We start from the raw sequence: 17,580 nt of genomic DNA on the forward strand, positions 1-17,580 counted from the left end.
ACGAGGGCAGTTGCCCTTTTATTTAGCGTCCAAAAAGAACGTATGTACGTATATTTAAGCAAAAATTCCATAAAGGAGTTGTTTTTATGGCTTCAATTTCCGAATATCAGCTAAAAAATGGACAAAAACGCTATAAAATTCAAGTTTACGGTGGTTTAGACCCATTAACAGGTAAAGAGTCCAGAATAATTCGTAAAGGCTTTAAACGAGCTAAGGACGCCAAATTAGCAGCTAATAAATTAGAAAACGACATAGCAAATGGTCAACACAAAAAAACTGACTTAACGATTGGTGATTTTCTCACCCAATGGATTACCGAATTAAAGGTCAACGTTAAGGAAGGGAGCATGATTCTCTACCGTTATAATATTAACCATTATTTAATTCCAACGATCGGAAAAATCAGGTTGTCTAAATACAACCTAGCTCAGCATCAGATTTTTATCAATAAATTATTTAACGAAAAAAATCTCAGTTTAAACACAGTTAAACTGATCAATGGTACACTCAGTAATGCCTTTAAAAAAGCAGTAAAAATTGGTTATGTCGAAAAGAATCCGACCATTGGCACAGAATTCATTAAAACTAAAGTGGACGCTGAAAAAAGAAAGGTACTACATTATTGGGAGAATGATCAAGTTACTAAGTTCCTAGAAGCTGCTAAAAATGAGCGCGACCAAGTTTGGTATTATTTTTTTCTTACGATCATAGACACCGGTTTACGTAAAGGCGAAGCAATGGCCTTGCGCTGGTCTGATATTAGTTTTAAAAACAATACGCTCACCGTCAATAAAACACGGATTTACCGCGATGAACATGGCAACGATGAAATAGCCTTGGATTATCCTAAAACGGCTAATTCTGTACGTACCATTCCCCTATCGCACCGTCTTGGTAAAACATTGCGCGAACTATACAGATTGCAGCATCCTAATGTGGTAAAGGTTGATACGGCATCGATACCTCTAGAAAAAATTAAACTACCAATTAGAGATTTTATTTTCGTTTATAAATTTGGCAAAGGCTTACCCTTACGCTCAAAATCGACCAATGGTGCATTTGACCGTATCACTAAACGCGCTGGACTACCCCACATTAAAATCCATGATTTGAGACATACGCATGCCGTGCTATTACGTCAAGCCGGAGTAAGCCTTGACGACATAAAAGATTTACTTGGTCATAAAGATATTTCGACTACTCAAATTTACGCACACATTACGCCACAAGTTAAAGAAAAAGCCATGGATAAATACGATCAATTAATTAATCATTAAACACAAAAAAAGCCCCACATAAGTCATCAAAAACACGATATCGTATACTTTATCGTATACTTTCATGTTTTATCGACCTATGTGGAGCCCTTTATTTTAGCTAAAGATACGCTACAAACGCCATATTAAAGGCGTTCGTTCAATTCTTTACCAAGTTCTTCAAAGCCAGGTTTGCCTAGCAATGCGAACATGTTCTTCTTATACGCTTCAACACCTGGTTGGTTGAATGGATTGATCCCGTTCAAATAGCCAGATACAGCAACAGCACGTTCAAAGAAGTAGATCAAGTAGCCTAAAGTGAAGGCATTTTGTTCTGGAATGTGTACACTCATAACTGGCACACCACCATCGTTATGCGCTAAAACAACCCCTTGATAAGCTTTAGTGTTAACAAAATCAATGGACTTACCTTGCAAATATGCCAAACCATCTAAGTCGCCTTCTTCAACAGGAACTGTCAAGTCATGAGTTGGTTTGTCAACTTTGACAACAGTTTCCATCAAATTACGACGGCCTTCTTGGATATACTGACCTAATGAATGCAAATCAGTAGTGAAGTTAGCTGAAGATGGGTAGATACCCTTTTGGTCCTTACCTTCAGATTCACCCATCAATTGTTTCCACCATTCGGAGAAGTATTGCAAGGTTGGTTCGTAGTTTTCTAATAATTCAGTTGTGTAGCCTTTACGATACAAAATGTTACGTAAAGCAGCATACTTGTAGGCATCATTTTTAGTGACATCTGGATCTGAATATTCGTCTTCCGCTGCAGCAGCACCTTGCATCAATTGATCAACGTCGCCACCAGCAACCGCAATTGGTAATAAACCAACGGCAGTTAAAACAGTGAAGCGGCCACCAGTACCATCAGGAATAACAAAGCTCTCGTAGCCTTCAGCATCAGCTTCTTGCTTCAAAGCACCATTTGCTTTATCAGTTGTCGCGTAAATACGTTCTTTAGCGCCTTCTACACCATATTTAGCAATTAACTTTTCTTTGAAGACACGGAAAGCAATTGAAGGCTCAGTTGTTGTACCAGATTTAGAAATCACGTTGATCGAGAAATCACGGTCGCCGATTAATTCTAATAAGTCATGCAAGTATGATGAGCTGATTGAGTTACCAGCAAAGAATACTTGTGGGACTTGACGATCTGGTGCCATGTTATAGAATGTGCTGCTTAAAAAGTCAATTGCAGCGCGGGCACCAAGGTATGAACCACCGATACCGATCGCAACGAAAACTTCAGAATCGTTTTGGATCTTCTTTGCTGCGGCTTTGATCCGTGCAAATTCATCCTTATCATAATCATGTGGTAAGTGTAACCAATCACGCATTTGTGATTCCACACCTGTCCCATCGACCAATTGGTTATGTGCTGCAGTAACCATTGGTTGGATTTCATTTAATTCGTTATCATGAACGAACTGACTAACGGCGGAATCATCGAATGTAATATGTGCCATTAAAAATAGCCTCCCTTAATATAGTAACTACCAGAAATAACTTTAGCCGCTTTGTTGCAAAATTGCAAGCAGGTTTATGCGTTGTAAGGGCTTTTAAAATCAAGGTAGAAAAAAACTGTCAGTAACACGTGCACCAACAGTTTGAATAATTCAAATTATGCTTTCATGTAGCCGAGTAAAATCCCGCCACCGATAACAAATAAACAACCTACAACAACGTAGACCATTTCACGTTTGGTTTTCTTTTCACCAAGTAAGAAGATACTACCCAACGTTGAAATAATGATCCCGGTTTGTGATAACGAATAAGAAACCGCTAAGCCAACTTTAGGGATTGAAAGGAACATGAAAATATTTCCGGCACCCCAGAGTAGACCAGTTAAAATATTTTTAACCGTCGCCATATTTTTAACGTCTTTGCCCATTGCCATCACGATTGCCCCGATCAACATACCAATTGCTTGTGGCAAAATAACCGCAATCGCATTAACTTGACCCCAATCGACAACGATTGTATAACCAACATAGCCGATCGTTGAAATCAAAAGGACCCGTAGTCCCCGGCTGAGTTCAGTATTTTCTTCTTTAACCACATGGCTAGCTGGATCATTGCGTGAAGTTAAGGTTGCCCCAACGATCAAGATGATCAAAGCTAAGACACCGAGACTAATTTCACGCCCATTTTGCCATTCATGGAATAACAAAGCACCGGCTAATGTGTTACCGACTAATTGCATCCCTGTTGACATTGGTACTGTCCGGGAAACACCCATGATCTGCATTGATTGGAATTGTTGACCTTGACCAACACTCCATAATAAACCAGATGCAATACCAACCAGGAATACCTTTACATTTAAGACAGGATGATAAGCAAAGTAAGCACCTAACGCAAAAACCAAAGCACCAATTGTCATTCCAAGGGTTTGCTGATGTGCGTTACCGCCGAGCTTGCCACTCACTAAACCGATACTGCCCCAACATAGTGCTGGGATCAGTGCAATTAAAATACTCACAAAATTTTCCTCAATTCTCTCTTGATTTACGAAAACCCATTTTACCGGTTACAAATTAAGGATGCAACCTTTTTTTACTGAAAAAAAGTAAATGACTTACTGGTATAGCAAAATAATTCCACTTAATTATTACGTTGAATATCGACTTGAAAGAATTTTCATAACCGCTAAACGCCGGCTTAAGCACTAATTAAGAAAAAGTAGTCTAGCTGTGGCTATATGAAAATAAGTCTATGAAAACATTTTTATATTCAGCCTTTTCTCCGCCTTTTTCGCCAGCAAAAGCCTGTTTAATCGCCTATCAGTAAATGAAAGCGCTAATGTAAATTTTCATTCCGAAATAAATAATATTGGTCTGAAATTAAAAAAAGCCTCAGAATTAAATTCTCAGACTCGCTTATGCTGGGACACCAGTTTAATCAACAACCATTGTAGTCCCCGCCAAATTAGATATAAAACAAACCCCAGCAAACAACCTAACGCATTAAAAGTAACATCATCAATGTCAGCGATCCCAGTTGATAAGAAAAATTGCAACGTTTCAATTGACAGCGACACCCCAACCCCCAGCAAGTAAACTTGCAGAAATTGTACTGGTAACCAGCGCTGATTATCCTGCAAACGAACACCATAACTAAAGCCCAGCGGCACGAACCATAGAATATTGCCAAAGAGATTGTAGAGAAAATCAAATTTGGAAACACCCTGAGCCAACTTTAATGTTTCAACAAATGGCGTTGTATTGATTGCCTCATGAGGCAATTGAAGATGCGCCCAGAATTGACTTGGCCAGTAGATCCGCCTTAATGCGGTTAGTGAATATAGTAACAATAAGTAAATGATCAACACCCACAAATAGCCTTCACGCCACCAGAATTCCCGTTGCCGCCGCAAGCGCTGGTGCCGCCATAAATAAATTAATCGCAGCACGACAAAAATCAAAAAATAGAACAGCGTTTTATCAAGACTATAAAAAATTAGGCGAATCAATGGAAAATGATTAATATGTTCTGCATAATGTGCGGCCACTAGCCGATAAAGTGGCCCCAGAAAAATCATGAACGCGCCCCTTTTCTACTATAATAATGTTTATTTTGTTTAATGTGCTCGCTGCTAGTCTAACCTTACCGCCTTATATTTTAGCAAAAAACGCCTGGCAAAACGATATATAACCCTTGATTTGCAAAAACTTAAGCTATTATTACATCCATTTACTTTATGTGTCTTCTATGCCAGTTTGACAATTGATTTCGTTTACGCGTACAATATCGTGAGAATTGATTTAACAGTCTTTATGTAAAATCAATCGCTTAATCTAAAGGAGCTTATAGCCTCGTGAAACGTTTACTTAACCAATTAAAAAATTTCGTTAATCAACGCAATGGTTTTTTCATCCTCCTGATCGTGCTTTTCTGGTTAAAAACCTTGTTTGCTTATTATGTTGATTTTTCTTTAGGTGTTAGCGGTATTTTTCAACACTTTATTCTATGGTTGAATCCGTTGGCAACCACCCTACTTGTTTTCGGACTAGCTTTATATATTCAGCGACCATTCTGGCGTTATTTTGGACTGATGATCTTAGCTACCGCCAATACAGCACTATTGTACTTTAACGTTATCTATTACCGTCAGTTTACAGATTTTATGACCATCAATACGATTTTAGGCTATTCAAAAGTCTCCGAAGGTTTAAGCGGTAGTTCGCTGGCTTTGGCGCGACCGTATGATGTTTTATACTGGTTAGATCTGATCGTCCTAGTCATTTTATTACTTGCCCGTTTGATCAAAATTGATCAGCGACCGGTGCCGCGACGTTTTCCCTTTGCTATTACGTCCGTAGCGGTATTACTTTTTTCAATTAATCTCACACTTGGTGAAGCTAATCGGCCCCAGTTATTAACACGAACTTTCGACCGCAATTACATTGTGAAGTATTTAGGCTTAGATGCATATACGGTTTATGATGCCGTGAAAACTGCACAAAACAATCAGACCCGGGCTTCCGCAAATGGTTCCGATCTAACTAATGTACTTTCCTTCATCAACCAGCATTACGCTGCGCCTAACCCAAAGATGTATGGTATCGCCAAAGGTCGCAATGTGATCATTATTCATCTGGAAAGTTTCCAGCAGTTCTTGATCGATTATAAAGTTGACGGCCGCGAAGTCACACCATTTTTAAACAGTTTGTATCATGATGATCAAACTTACGCGTTTAGTAATTTCTTCCATCAAGTTGGTCAAGGTAAAACAAGTGATGCCGAGAATATGCTTGAAACCAGTGTTTACGGTCTACCACAGGGCTCAGTTTTCACCGCCTTAGGTTCGGATAATACTTTCCAAGCTGCGCCAGCCATCCTGCAGCAAAAAGCTGGTTATAGTTCCGCTGTTTTCCACGGTAACGTTGGCTCATTTTGGAACCGCGATAATGTTTATAAAAATATGGGCTACCAAAACTTTTTTGATGCTTCATATTTCAATACGACGGGTGACCGCTCAGAGCAGTACGGCTTGAAGGATAAATTATTATTCCACGACTCAGTTAAATATTTAGAACAGCTGCAACAACCTTTTTATGCTAAGTTCATCACTGTCACCAACCATTTCCCGTTCCCGTTGGATAGCGAAGATACTGATTTTCCTTTACCGACCACTGATGATAAGGCTGTTAATAACTACTTTGGTACCGCTCATTATCTCGATCAAGCGTTACAAGAATTCTTTGCTTATTTAAAGGCTAGTGGTTTGTATGACAACTCAATGATCGTCCTTTATGGTGACCACTATGGTCTTTCCAATAGTGATAATTTAAGCTTGGCCGAGTTACTAGGTAAATCATCCGATACTTGGAATGATTACGATAACGCGCAGCTACAACGAGTGCCACTGATGATTCATATTCCGGGGCAGCATGATGGTGGTATTCAGAAACAATATGGTGGCGAGATCGATGTTTTGCCGACGATTGAACATTTATTAGGGATTGATAATAAAGGCTACATTCAGTTTGGTACTGATCTGTTTTCACCACAACATGATCAAGTTGTTGCCTTTCGTAATACGAATTTTGTCACCCCTTCCCATACAGTGATCGACGGTACGATCTACAACAATAACGGCGACGAGATCACCCATCCGTCGACTGAATTGCAAGCGACGATCAAACGACAACAGACTAAAGTTCAAAATGAGTTACAGCTTTCTGATGCGGTTAATAATAAGAATTTGCTGCGCTTTTACACGCCGACTGGCTTCAAGCCCGTTGATCCAGAAAGTTACAACTATAAAAACGATTTTGCCAGTTTGAAACTTGCTGGCGAGAAGCTTGGTAAACTATCAACTAGCCTTTACGCTAAAAATGGTGATCGTACAACTAGCAATCACTATAAAACTGATGCGGCTGAGCTTTCTGATAGTAGTTCAGATAACGATTCCGCTAACAATTCTGATAGTGACTCAAATAGCAACTCAATGGACTATTCTAGTGCTATGAGTAGTAGTATGACTGGTCAAAACTAACATATTACGTTATATTTATGAAAATGGATTAATACGAGCCATATTGCTTATTTTTCGCAATATGGCTCGTATTTTTTATTTACATTTTAATGTTAACTTGTTTATTTACCTGATTCGCTATTTTAGTTAGGGAACTTCACACTTTTTTCAAGATATTTTTTTATAATGGGTTGTGTAATGAGGTGAGCTTATGCGGGTCGTGCAACGGGTATTTGCTAGTTTACGTTATCATTGGCGTTATACCGCCGTTTTCGGCGTATTCACCATGTTATTTCTAGTTAGTAGTCTTTCAACCTTGATCGTCCATGATATTCAGGGACATGCGTTAGGCTTATTTGAGCAGCGCATCGATATTATTGATCGTAAATCACAAATCTTAACCCGCTGGTCGCTTTTGCGCCAGCTACTCCATGTACGACAGTCAATCGTTATTGATACACAAAATTTCTATTTTATTTTATTTGGAAGTTTTGCCTTATTGATCCTGATTCTTAGTGTCATTACATTGATTCAGCGTAAACACGAATTTGCAATTTATCAGTTAGCTGGTAAAAGTAACGCTGATATTAGCTTTCAGTTCGCCCTAGAAAACCTCTTTTCATTTTTAATTGCTTTCTTCATTATAACGATCATTTTATTAGTCGTTCAAAGTTGGTATTTAGATGGTTTGATCCAATTAAATCAATACTGGTTCACCGAAAAATTACCGACTAGCCTAAAAACACTATTAACAAGTAACTCTGAACAAACTTGGCAAAAGTTCAACCAACTTTTTCAGCACCAATTCACTACCTTCAATGGCCACCTTTTACTATTTGATCAAGGTAGCCACAATGCTTTGGGATTAGCCGATTACGATCGTTACTTATGGGCGTTGCTCTGGCAAGGTAGTGGTTTAGTTTTTGCCATCAGTTACTTGAGTACTTCATTTTATAGTTGGCGGACTAGTCGCCAAGCATTGAATTGATCTAAGTAGCATCCCCTCTATAACCATTCTAAAATTATCGAATGGGCAACCTTTCGCGTCACTCTCTAGTAAAGGAGCAAGCTTATGTTCTCTTTCTATCCAACTAAAAATCAAATTAATTTTATAGATAAGTGGCAAACAGTCTTCACACCCGCTCAACTTTACTTCATCCATGTTCCACTAGCTGCGCAACGTCAGCAGATCATTAAATACTATCTAAAGTTATTTACTCAGCACCATTTAAATAAGCGATTAGGCATCATCACAGCGCACAAAGATATTTTACTACCCTATTTAAGCGTTCGGGAAAACATTATGCTTAATTTAAATGGCAGTATTAAGAAAAAGCAACGCCAACTACAAACTGCACATGATCATGCTTTTTTTGAAAAGGATGCCGGTGAGCTAACGGCGAGTGAGCGATTTTATGTACAACTTTATCGTAACGTTTTTGCTGGTAAGGATATTATCTTAGTTGATGCCAGTCTTGACGAATACCCTCCAGCAGAAATGCGTGCTGTTCTGGTTAAATTGAATCAACTAGTGGTTTCTAGTGCTATTACAATTATTTTTTTAACTGCTAACCAAGAATTATTGACTAGCGAACGCGAACAAAGCCTACGCACCGCCCCGTTCTTAGAAGAAACACCAAAAAAAGTGTAGCCATCCCCACTTTCTCGTGGTGAGTGACTAAACTTTTTATTTTTCTGTCGTAGTTTCTGCTCGGCTAGCAACCTCATCGGGAAAACTAATTGTAAAGGTCGTTCCAGCATTAAGTTTGCTGGCAACTTTGATCTCGCCGCCATGCAGTTGTACTAACTGATGAACGATAGCTAAACCTAAACCAGACTCACCGTACTTGGTATTTTTACGTGATGGATCAGCCTTATAGTAACGTTCCCAAATATTTTTAACTTGATCAGCTGACATCCCGATCCCCGTATCTTGAACCGTAAAGATGGTTTCGTGATAACCATGTTTTGCCGTGATCGTGATCGTTCCATCTTTAGTAAATTGAATTGCGTTTTGGATCACGTTAAACATCACTTGCACAAAACGATCGTAATCCGCATAAACTTGAACGGTTGGTCCTGGGGTTAAAATCAAATCATCATTGGCGTCATTGGACTTTTTGGTCAATTGCATAATAATATTCTGCAAGGCTTCAGTCGCATTAAAATTACGTCTGGACAAACTGATTTGATTGGTGCGAATTTTTTCGTAATCCAAATTTTCATTAACGATGCGGATCAAACGCTTAGTTTCATTTTGCATCAGCTCAATGCTTTTACCACGCATATCTTCTGGAATTGCATCGTACTGCAATCCTTCTAACAGACCGTTGATCGTCGTTAGTGGCGTCCGCATTTCGTGTGCAGCATCAGCCATGAATTGCCGCCGCCGTTCTTCTTGGCGCTTGATCTCATTCCGTGAGTCGCGCAATGAAGTCGTCATTTGATTAAAGTCGACCGCTAAATCATCCAGCTCATCATGATGTTTAGAATCAATTTGAACATCAAAATCGCCTTTGGCTACCTTATGGGCGGCACCCCGTAATCGGTTGATCCGCAGAATTTGATACTTAGCTAACCAAAAGCTAAGTGCCACTGCCGCTACACTGGAAATCAATAGCGCCATAAATAGATTATGCTCAATCTTAATAATATTGGCGTGCACATTGGAAACCAGTGAACCGACCGAAATAACTGCCTTCAAATCACCATCATAAAAATAAGGCACTAAAACATCAGTCATTTCCTGCTGATTATTCAGTACATTAGTTCCGTGATCAGACTTACGATAAATGCGTTTGCCTTGCCGCAGCTTACGCCAATCTGTTTTTGTTAACTTACGCGCTAACTTAGGTCCATTGGCATTAGCAATTGGATAAATCATCTGATTTTTGTCGTTAAAAATTGCAAAATGCACCTTTTGATGGGATAAAACAGCTTCACTATTACTGAGCATACTAACCTGGAAGCCTGTAAAGGTATTGGTTGTTTTATCGACCGTCATCGCTTGCTGCATTAGACTGTCGGCATAACCTTCCAACTGATCCCACGTATTTTCATAGACCATTTTATCCGTAAATTGAACGAAGAAAAGACCCACGACTAACAATGTCGTCATGATCACGGCAAAAAAAGCCAGCATTTGCTGATAGATCAGTTTCATTGAGCCGTCACATCGGAATCATCGAATTTATAGCCGACACCCCATACCGTTTGAATGATTTGGGGGCCGACTTTTTCGATTTTTTGACGCAGCTTTTTGATGTGGGCATCAACAGTTCGCTCGTCACCATAATATTGATAATCCCACACCAATTCTAACAACTGTTCTCGCGAAAAAACTTGTTTGGGTTTTTTGGCTAGGGTATGCAGTAAATCAAATTCCTTCGGTGTCAATCCTTCGATTGGTTTACCCGCTAAATAAGCTTCACGGGTCTTAGTACTTAATTTGAAGTGATCGGTCACCACATCAAAATCGGTTTCAGCATTATCATTATCAGTCTCATTACTCGCTTCGCCTAACTCAGCCCGCCGATGCAGAGCCTTGATCCGCGCAATTAAGGTCATGGGGCTAAATGGCTTGGTCACATAGTCATCAGCACCGATTTCCAGTCCCAACACCTGATCGCTTTCCGAATCACGCGCTGTTAACATGATCATCGGTACCGTTTTAGAAATCTTACGGATCTCCTGGGCAACTTGCATCCCGTCCATTCCCGGCAAGTTAAGATCCAAAGTAATGATGTCCCAACTATCCGGTGCCGCTTTAAACATATCCAGTGCTTCGTTACCGTCATAGGCGAAGCTAACTTGCCATTCTTCCTTAGTAAAAAACATATTCATCATTTCGGAGACTGATTTATTATCCTCGATCATTAATAAGCGCATATTCATATTTCCTCCGTTTGTCATCATTTTACCACGAGCATTTACGTCATCCGTAAACAGGTCCCCTAACCCGTCCATCAATTCATATTGCCCTTATTATACAATATCTAGCAGTTATTGTGGGCCTTTGCCAAAAAAGTTGTGCTAACTTCACTAACTATTCACATTTCTGTCTAAGTTCCATGGCTGTCTTTTCGGAAAACTTTTTGCTACACTGAATAATGACTTTTAATTTATTTTAGAAAGCAGTGAAAAAATGACCTATCGTGCGTTAGTTTTCTTCGACTTAGATGGCACTTTAATGAACCCACAATCACAGCTTGATGCGGATGTCCGCGCCGCTGTGCACAGCTTACGCGATCAGGATATTTTGCCGGTCATCGCTACTGGCCGCTCCCGCGGAGAAATTCCCGAAATCTTTGAACAAGCTGGCATTGATACTTATGTTGCCCTTAATGGTGGTGTCATTGTCTACAACGGCCAACCGATCTATGAAGGCGCCATTGCCCCCGCTACCATCGAAAAAATGCTCACAGTCACTGAATCACATGGTGATGCATTGGCCTACTATAATGGCACTGATTTTCGGATTTCACGGTTAAATGACTTAGTTAAAGCGCAATACGATTTTGTCAGCACCCCTTACCCACAGGTTGAACGTGATTTCTACCAAACCAATCCGGTGGACATGTTATTAGTGATCACGGTTGATAACGACAAACGTTATACCTATCCTTATGGCGATGAGCTCACTTTTTATCGCAACACCCCTTATGCTTTGGATACCGTCTTAAAAGGCGAATCCAAACAATTCGGGATCAGAACATTGATCGATAAAATGGGTTTGGCTGACGTACCCACCTATGCCTTTGGCGACGGCGTCAATGATATTCCGATGTTGAACACCGTCGATCATCCGATTGCCATGGGCAACGGGATCACTGCAGTTAAGGATCGTGCCGAATACATTACCGCTAAAAATACTGAAGGTGGCATTATTCAGGGCTTGCGCCATTTTGAATTACTACCATAAGCTAAAAAATACGCCAGTCAAATTGACTAGGCGTATTTTTGTAACTTCAATTTAAACGACTTCAACATGTAAAACATTTCGTTTAGCCCAGCCAATCGCCAACATGCCTTTGTGGACGGCGAACGTGATCACTGCTGGCAGTAAGACACAGGTACCCATGTAGACCCAGAACATATGCATATTTTTCGAGGCAAACGTGATCGGTGCAATAAACGAATTCAAGCCTAAACCGCCTAACTCATAATTAGCCCGGAAACCGAAGCCCATGATTGCGATCGGTGCCGCCACAACAGCAGCAACAAACGGTGGCAGCGCCATTTGCGGATGTAGTAACAGATTAGGGAATTGAATCTTCGGCGTCAATACTCCTTGGGCGATATTAGCACCTAAATTATTTTCGCGCCAGGACATCACGGTAAAACCAACAAATTGTGCCGTAGTTCCGACCAAAGCAGCAGCGGACGACATTGGATCCAACATCAACGCGATCGACAATGCCGCTGACGATGCCGGTGTCATTAAAAATAAACTCCACGTCAATGAGATAACCATTGAGCCAACCAATGGATTAACTTGCATCGAATTAGCTAAAAAAGCCGAAACTGCTAATAAGGCCGGCGTTGTGACTGCAGCCAATCCTAAGCCAGTGATTCCACCGACCAAGGTGGCCGCCAGCGGTACCAACATCATATCTAGCGGCGTTTTCCCCGTTAAATATTTACCGACTAAAGCTGCCACCAAACCGGCAGCAACGGCTGAAATCGGCTGACCCGTAGTGAAAACACCAGAGCCAGCAGCTTGTAGTAACGCATGACCAGTAGCAGTGGTCCCTTTAGTTGCTGCATCAGTAAAAAATACCGCATTTGACCCCACGGTTGCCGCAATCATACTGGAAAACATAACTAAACTATTGGTCCGTAATTGCATCGCAATTGCCGCGCCAAAAGCCGGCGCTAGCATGATTTTAGCCATCGTTCCTACCATATGCAACGCTGGCCAATGGACAAAGTTTGCGATTGATTCGATCAACAAGCCGATTCCTAGCATCACGAGAATTGCATTAGAAACCCCAGCTGATACTTTATAAACGTAATCTTTGATCGATAACTTCTCCTGATTTTGCGCCGTCTCTATCATCATAACGCCCCTTTTCATAATCTAAATAGCATTTATTTCTAATTTAAATGAGAATTTTTTAATCTTGTTCATGAAATTAAACCATGAAACTGTAGTGGTCGTCAATAACCAACACTAGATTGACATCTATTTGTAATAGATAGCGTTTGCTTATTTATGAGTTTATTCTCATTTAATGTACAGGAAACAAAAAAATAGCAGCTTGATCAAGACTCGATCAAACTGCGATTTTTGCTTATTTATTCTTAAAATTAATCATAAATGCTAGTAGTTGTTCCTTGGTCAATTTCCCAGCCAACGCCATTTCATCATTGATGCGTACAGCACCGTGCGTTTGCAGTGCCGGCAAAACTTCACCGATCGTCTGATTACTGTCAAACACCGGTAATTGTTGATCTGCTGCCGTTAATGGTTCTAAGTAGCCTAACACTTTCAAGCGGTTGAGGTAAACCCCATAAATGTCATTAGTTTGGGCTGAGGCAAACATTTTACTGACAAATTCGTTGGCCGGTTGCTGGGCAATTTCGTCAGGCGTACCGACCTGCACTAGTTGCCCATGTTGCATCACGCCAATACGATCGCCTAATTGCAATGCCTCATTCATATCATGGGTAACAAAAACAATCGTACTGTTTAATCGCTGATGGATCTTCAAGGTCAACTTTTGCAGCTGCTCACGGGAAATTGGATCCAGCGCACTAAACGGCTCATCCATCAATACCACTTTCGGTTGCCCCGCAAAAGCACGAATGATGCCGACACGCTGCTGCTCACCACCAGATAAATCACTGGGTAAGCGCTGTTGATAAGTTGCTGGATCTAGGCCAACTTCATTTAGTAAGTCCTTGACCCGAGTTTTGATCTCCGTTACTGGCATACGTTTCATTTCTGGGATCAAGCTAATATTCTGACCGACAGTCATGTTGGGGAACAGCGCGATCTGCTGTAAAACATACCCCATCTGTAACCGCAATTGACGTAACGGTAATTCATTCAAGGGTTGACCATGATAATAGATTGTGCCACTGGTTACCTCTTCAAGTCGATTGATCATTTTTAAAGTCGTTGTTTTACCACTACCGGAAGCGCCGACCAGTACAAATAATTCGCCAGCCTGAATCGTCAAATTAAGCTGCTTAACCGCATAATTTTCACCAAACTGTTTACTAACTTGGCGAAATTCGATACTCGATTCGGTTGTCATCAGCGGTCACCTCCCAATAAATGATGTGTCACTAGATACTGATGTGCGACTTTAGCCGCTGATTTGCGTTTAACGTTAACTTGATAATTCATTTCCTGCATATCCGCTGCAGAAATCTTACCCTGCAAACGATTCAAACTACGTACGATCTCGGGATGAGCCTTAGCTGTTGCTGTCCGCAGCAATGGTGCCCCCTGGTAAGTCGGGAATAGATGACGATCATCCTTTAACACAACAAGATCGTATTGGCGAATCTGAGAATCAGTCGAATAGCCATCGGTGACATTGACTTTATCTTGCTGCAAGGCTTCATAACGCAGATCAGCTGACATCGACTGCGTCTTGAAGCTAAGACCGTAGCGTTGCTGGATTCCTTTATAACCGTCAGTTCGATCCAAAAACTCCAGATCAAAACCAGCGTTGATCTTCCCTTTGACTTTGGCTAAATCACTAATACTATGCACATCATATTTATTGGCAAATGAACGCTTCACCACTAAAGCGTAAGTATTATTATATTTTAACGGCGCTAAATAAGTTAAGTCATCCTGTTTTTGCAGTGCGGTTTTAGCTTGCTGGTAAATTCCATTAGCACTAGTTGCCGTTTTGGTTGGCTTTTTAACCAAACTTTCTAAAACTGTGCCAGTAAATTCAGGATAAAGTGTGATCTGTTTTGATTTTAGTGCACTAAATAGGAACGAGGTTTGGCCGAAATTGGGCTTTAAGGTTACTTTAACATTGTCGTTATCGGATTCGATCAAATCGCGATACATGTTGATCAAAATCTCTGGCTCGGAGCCTAGTTTACCGGCAATCGTGATCTCGACTGGTTGCGGACGCACAAGTCGATAAACACCAAAGCCACCGCAGCCGACCACAACCACTGCCAACGTAATCAGCAATGGCTTGATTTTAATCCGCTTGACACCCCGTAAAGCTAAACTTAGAACGATTGCTAATAAAGCAGAAGCCAAAGCACCGATCAAAGTCATTGTATTATTGTTGCGATTGATCCCTAATAAAATAAAAGTCCCTAGACCACCAGCACCAATCAAAGCAGCTAGTGTTGCAGTCCCAATGATCATCACTAAAGCGGTGCGAATCCCGGATAAAATCATTGGAAAAGCTAATGGCAGTTCAACTTTACGCAGTTTTTCCCAGCGCGTCATCCCAAAAGCCGTCGCCGCTTCTTCTAGTGAAGGATCGATCTCAGTTAGTCCAGTATATGTATTTTGAAAAATTGGTAACAAAGCATACACCACTAATGAAATCACTGCTGGCACACTACCGATACCAACTAACGGAATCAGCATCCCTAATAAGGCCAACGATGGGATCGTTTGTAAAACACTAGCCAACTGCAAAAATACGTTGGCCGTTTTTGGCCGTGGAATCACCCAAATCGCCAATGGCAACGCAATTACGATCGCAATTGCTAATGAGATCACCGATAACAACAGATGCTGCCCTAATGCAGTCAGTAATGCCGCGCGTTGGGTCACTAGCGTTTGCAAAAAGTTCGCCAAGAAAGTCGCCTCCTATATATAAAAAACCCGCAACTGCTTCACTAATGTGAAAGTTACGAGCTTCAATTCATCACATAAACTAAATTATTACTGCCACTTAAAAACTATACATAATAGTAGCCAAGATCACTGCCTGGTGACGGATAAGCTAATATTTGTTGACCTAATTGAGCCTTAGTCATTGTCATCAATAAAGTTAAATAATTGATCACTTCTTCAGCAATACTGGCATAAACGACTGCCCCCACTAAGCGCTGATCAGTACGTTCAAAAATGGTCGTTACTTTAGCCGTTGGTTCCTTGATTCGATTAAAAGTATACCACTGCGTCACATCTTGTTCTAAGATTTGGTAACGTTCTGGTTGTTTTTTAGCATCAGCTAATTTTACACCAACCTGAGCAATCTGCGGACTGGCATAAACGACTTGTGGTGTAAATGGATACTCAATAGCAGTCGCTGTAGCAGCTAAAATAGTGTGCGCCACATAACGGCCTTCAAAACTGGCTACCGGCGTCAGTTTAGGTTGTTTTTTAGCAATTACATCACCTACTGCATAGACATGCGGATTAGTAGTCCGCAAATGATCATCCACTGTAAGTCCTTTGGCAGTAGCTGCAATACCAGCCACTGCTAAGTCAAGACTAGCTAATTGTGGACGACGCCCACTAGCTGCAAAAACTGCATCAACGTTCAACTGTAAAGTCGTATTGGTCGCCAAACTATAACGATCATCATGCTTAGTGACTGTGGTCAATTCGGTATCCCAATGGAACGTGATTCCTTTGGCAGTCATTGCTGCTGAGAGCAACTGCGTGTAATCCTCCGGAAAATCGCGTAAAATCCGCTGATTATGTTGTAGAATATGCACTTCGGCTCCAGCACTAGCCGCAATATTAGCTAATTCCAAAGCCACGTAACCAGCACCAATAAAGGCGATCCGCCGTGATAACGTCGGCAAAGCTAAGAAATCAGTACTAGTTTGCAGATACTCGCGCCCATTAATTTCAGGTACTACCGGTGCTTGGCCAGTTGCAATAATAAAATGATCAGCTTGATAACGTGTTTGATCTACTTGAATTTGATCAGCAGCCACAAAGCGTGGTTGCCCATGTACTGTAGTAATATTAGCCGCCTGTAGTCCAGCTAAAGTCCCACTAGGAATTTGATCCGTATAAGCGCGCTTAAACGCCATTAATTCTGGCCAATCGATCTCTGGCACACCTTTCAAACCAAATTGCTGTAAATGATGTGCTTGATCTTGAGCTTCAACGGCTGAATAAAGCATTTTCTTAGGATCACAACCACGATTAGGGCAAGTTCCACCCCAAAGGTTATTTTCAATCACTAAAACATGTTGTTGTTTAGCTAATGCATAAGCCGCCGCATTACCACCTGGCCCAGCACCAATAATGATCGTATCAAATTTAGTTGTCATACCCTGCCTCCATCTAAGTAACGCGTTTTTCTCTGCCTAAAATCAATTTTTACCGTGATATCTATAGTAAGTTTAGCACACTACTTAATACGAATACTC

Annotated in this window: 14 protein-coding genes; 5 read left to right on the plus strand and 9 right to left on the minus strand. The window is 40.9% G+C overall.

Features of this window, described 5'->3' with window-relative positions:
• Positions 1–86 precede the first annotated feature (86 nt).
• On the plus strand, positions 87–1,277 hold the full coding sequence (locus LC20001_RS09990) for a site-specific integrase (RefSeq protein ID WP_010010127.1): 1,191 nt from the start codon (positions 87–89) through the stop codon (positions 1,275–1,277).
• Positions 1,278–1,402: 125 nt separating this feature from the next.
• Here the strand turns inward: LC20001_RS09990 and LC20001_RS09995 are convergent, their stop codons facing one another.
• The 3 genes from LC20001_RS09995 to LC20001_RS10005 form a co-directional block, all read right to left on the minus strand.
• Positions 1,403–2,743, minus strand: coding sequence for a glucose-6-phosphate isomerase (locus LC20001_RS09995; RefSeq protein ID WP_003678480.1), 1,341 nt, complete (start codon positions 2,741–2,743; stop codon positions 1,403–1,405).
• Positions 2,744–2,898: 155 nt separating this feature from the next.
• Positions 2,899–3,759, minus strand: a complete 861-nt coding sequence (locus tag LC20001_RS10000; protein ID WP_003678477.1) for a GRP family sugar transporter — start codon at positions 3,757–3,759, stop codon at positions 2,899–2,901.
• A 387-nt stretch (positions 3,760–4,146) separates the two neighbouring features.
• The gene (locus LC20001_RS10005; protein WP_010010128.1) at positions 4,147–4,818 is read right to left on the minus strand and encodes a VanZ family protein; all 672 of its coding nucleotides are present in this window, start codon (positions 4,816–4,818) and stop codon (positions 4,147–4,149) included.
• A gap of 276 nt (positions 4,819–5,094) precedes the next feature.
• Between LC20001_RS10005 and LC20001_RS10010 the strand changes: the two genes are divergently transcribed.
• The 3 genes from LC20001_RS10010 (at position 5,095) to LC20001_RS10020 (ending at position 8,908) form a co-directional block, all read left to right on the plus strand.
• Positions 5,095–7,278: an LTA synthase family protein gene (locus LC20001_RS10010; protein WP_010010130.1), complete on the plus strand. Its 2,184-nt coding sequence runs from the start codon at positions 5,095–5,097 to the stop codon at positions 7,276–7,278.
• 190 nt (positions 7,279–7,468) lie between these two features.
• Positions 7,469–8,245, plus strand: coding sequence for an FtsX-like permease family protein (locus tag LC20001_RS10015; protein WP_010010131.1), 777 nt, complete (start codon positions 7,469–7,471; stop codon positions 8,243–8,245).
• A gap of 84 nt (positions 8,246–8,329) precedes the next feature.
• A complete protein-coding gene (locus LC20001_RS10020; protein ID WP_010010132.1) occupies positions 8,330–8,908 on the plus strand; it encodes a P-loop NTPase family protein in 579 nt (192 codons plus the stop codon).
• Positions 8,909–8,944: 36 nt separating this feature from the next.
• Here LC20001_RS10020 and LC20001_RS10025 read toward each other — a convergent pair whose 3' ends face one another.
• Both LC20001_RS10025 and LC20001_RS10030 read right to left on the minus strand, forming a co-directional pair.
• Positions 8,945–10,420, minus strand: a complete 1,476-nt coding sequence (locus LC20001_RS10025; protein ID WP_010010133.1) for an ATP-binding protein — start codon at positions 10,418–10,420, stop codon at positions 8,945–8,947.
• Positions 10,417–11,145, minus strand: coding sequence for a response regulator transcription factor (locus LC20001_RS10030; protein ID WP_010010134.1), 729 nt, complete (start codon positions 11,143–11,145; stop codon positions 10,417–10,419). Before LC20001_RS10030 ends, LC20001_RS10025 begins: the two co-directional genes overlap by 4 nt.
• A 256-nt stretch (positions 11,146–11,401) precedes the next feature.
• Here LC20001_RS10030 and LC20001_RS10035 point away from each other — a divergent pair, with 256 nt between their 5' ends.
• Positions 11,402–12,178 carry a Cof-type HAD-IIB family hydrolase gene (locus LC20001_RS10035; protein WP_003678470.1) on the plus strand — a complete coding sequence of 259 codons (777 nt, stop codon included), beginning with the start codon at positions 11,402–11,404 and terminating at the stop codon, positions 12,176–12,178.
• Between the two features lie 51 nt (positions 12,179–12,229).
• Here the strand turns inward: LC20001_RS10035 and LC20001_RS10040 are convergent, their stop codons facing one another.
• The 4 genes from LC20001_RS10040 to LC20001_RS10055 form a co-directional block, all read right to left on the minus strand.
• Positions 12,230–13,315, minus strand: a complete 1,086-nt coding sequence (locus LC20001_RS10040) for a PTS sugar transporter subunit IIC (RefSeq protein WP_010010135.1) — start codon at positions 13,313–13,315, stop codon at positions 12,230–12,232.
• A 235-nt stretch (positions 13,316–13,550) separates the two neighbouring features.
• Positions 13,551–14,519 carry an ABC transporter ATP-binding protein gene (locus tag LC20001_RS10045; protein WP_010010137.1) on the minus strand — a complete coding sequence of 323 codons (969 nt, stop codon included), beginning with the start codon at positions 14,517–14,519 and terminating at the stop codon, positions 13,551–13,553.
• Positions 14,519–16,045 (minus strand): ABC transporter permease/substrate-binding protein, encoded by a 1,527-nt coding sequence (locus tag LC20001_RS10050; protein ID WP_010010138.1) that lies wholly within the window; start codon positions 16,043–16,045, stop codon positions 14,519–14,521. The genes LC20001_RS10045 and LC20001_RS10050 overlap by 1 nt, the downstream gene beginning before the upstream one ends.
• 104 nt (positions 16,046–16,149) lie before the next feature.
• The gene (locus LC20001_RS10055) at positions 16,150–17,481 is read right to left on the minus strand and encodes a dihydrolipoyl dehydrogenase family protein (protein WP_010010139.1); all 1,332 of its coding nucleotides are present in this window, start codon (positions 17,479–17,481) and stop codon (positions 16,150–16,152) included.
• Between the last annotated feature and the right edge of the window lie 99 nt (positions 17,482–17,580).

The sequence above is a fragment of the Loigolactobacillus coryniformis subsp. coryniformis KCTC 3167 = DSM 20001 genome, from assembly GCF_002706425.1.
Classification (GTDB): domain Bacteria; phylum Bacillota; class Bacilli; order Lactobacillales; family Lactobacillaceae; genus Loigolactobacillus; species Loigolactobacillus coryniformis.

Excerpts from the sequence above, each read along its gene's own strand:
- LC20001_RS09990 (WP_010010127.1), top strand. The coding sequence starts at position 87 with ATGGCTTCAATTTCCGAATATCAGCTAAAAAATGGACAAAAACGCTAT.
- LC20001_RS09995 (WP_003678480.1), bottom strand. The coding sequence starts at position 2,743 with ATGGCACATATTACATTCGATGATTCCGCCGTTAGTCAGTTCGTTCAT.
- LC20001_RS10005 (WP_010010128.1), bottom strand. The coding sequence starts at position 4,818 with ATGATTTTTCTGGGGCCACTTTATCGGCTAGTGGCCGCACATTATGCA.
- LC20001_RS10015 (WP_010010131.1), top strand. The coding sequence starts at position 7,469 with ATGCGGGTCGTGCAACGGGTATTTGCTAGTTTACGTTATCATTGGCGT.
- LC20001_RS10020 (WP_010010132.1), top strand. The coding sequence starts at position 8,330 with ATGTTCTCTTTCTATCCAACTAAAAATCAAATTAATTTTATAGATAAG.
- LC20001_RS10025 (WP_010010133.1), bottom strand. The coding sequence starts at position 10,420 with ATGAAACTGATCTATCAGCAAATGCTGGCTTTTTTTGCCGTGATCATG.
- LC20001_RS10030 (WP_010010134.1), bottom strand. The coding sequence starts at position 11,145 with ATGCGCTTATTAATGATCGAGGATAATAAATCAGTCTCCGAAATGATG.
- LC20001_RS10035 (WP_003678470.1), top strand. The coding sequence starts at position 11,402 with ATGACCTATCGTGCGTTAGTTTTCTTCGACTTAGATGGCACTTTAATG.
- LC20001_RS10040 (WP_010010135.1), bottom strand. The coding sequence starts at position 13,315 with ATGATAGAGACGGCGCAAAATCAGGAGAAGTTATCGATCAAAGATTAC.
- LC20001_RS10045 (WP_010010137.1), bottom strand. The coding sequence starts at position 14,519 with ATGACAACCGAATCGAGTATCGAATTTCGCCAAGTTAGTAAACAGTTT.
- LC20001_RS10055 (WP_010010139.1), bottom strand. The coding sequence starts at position 17,481 with ATGACAACTAAATTTGATACGATCATTATTGGTGCTGGGCCAGGTGGT.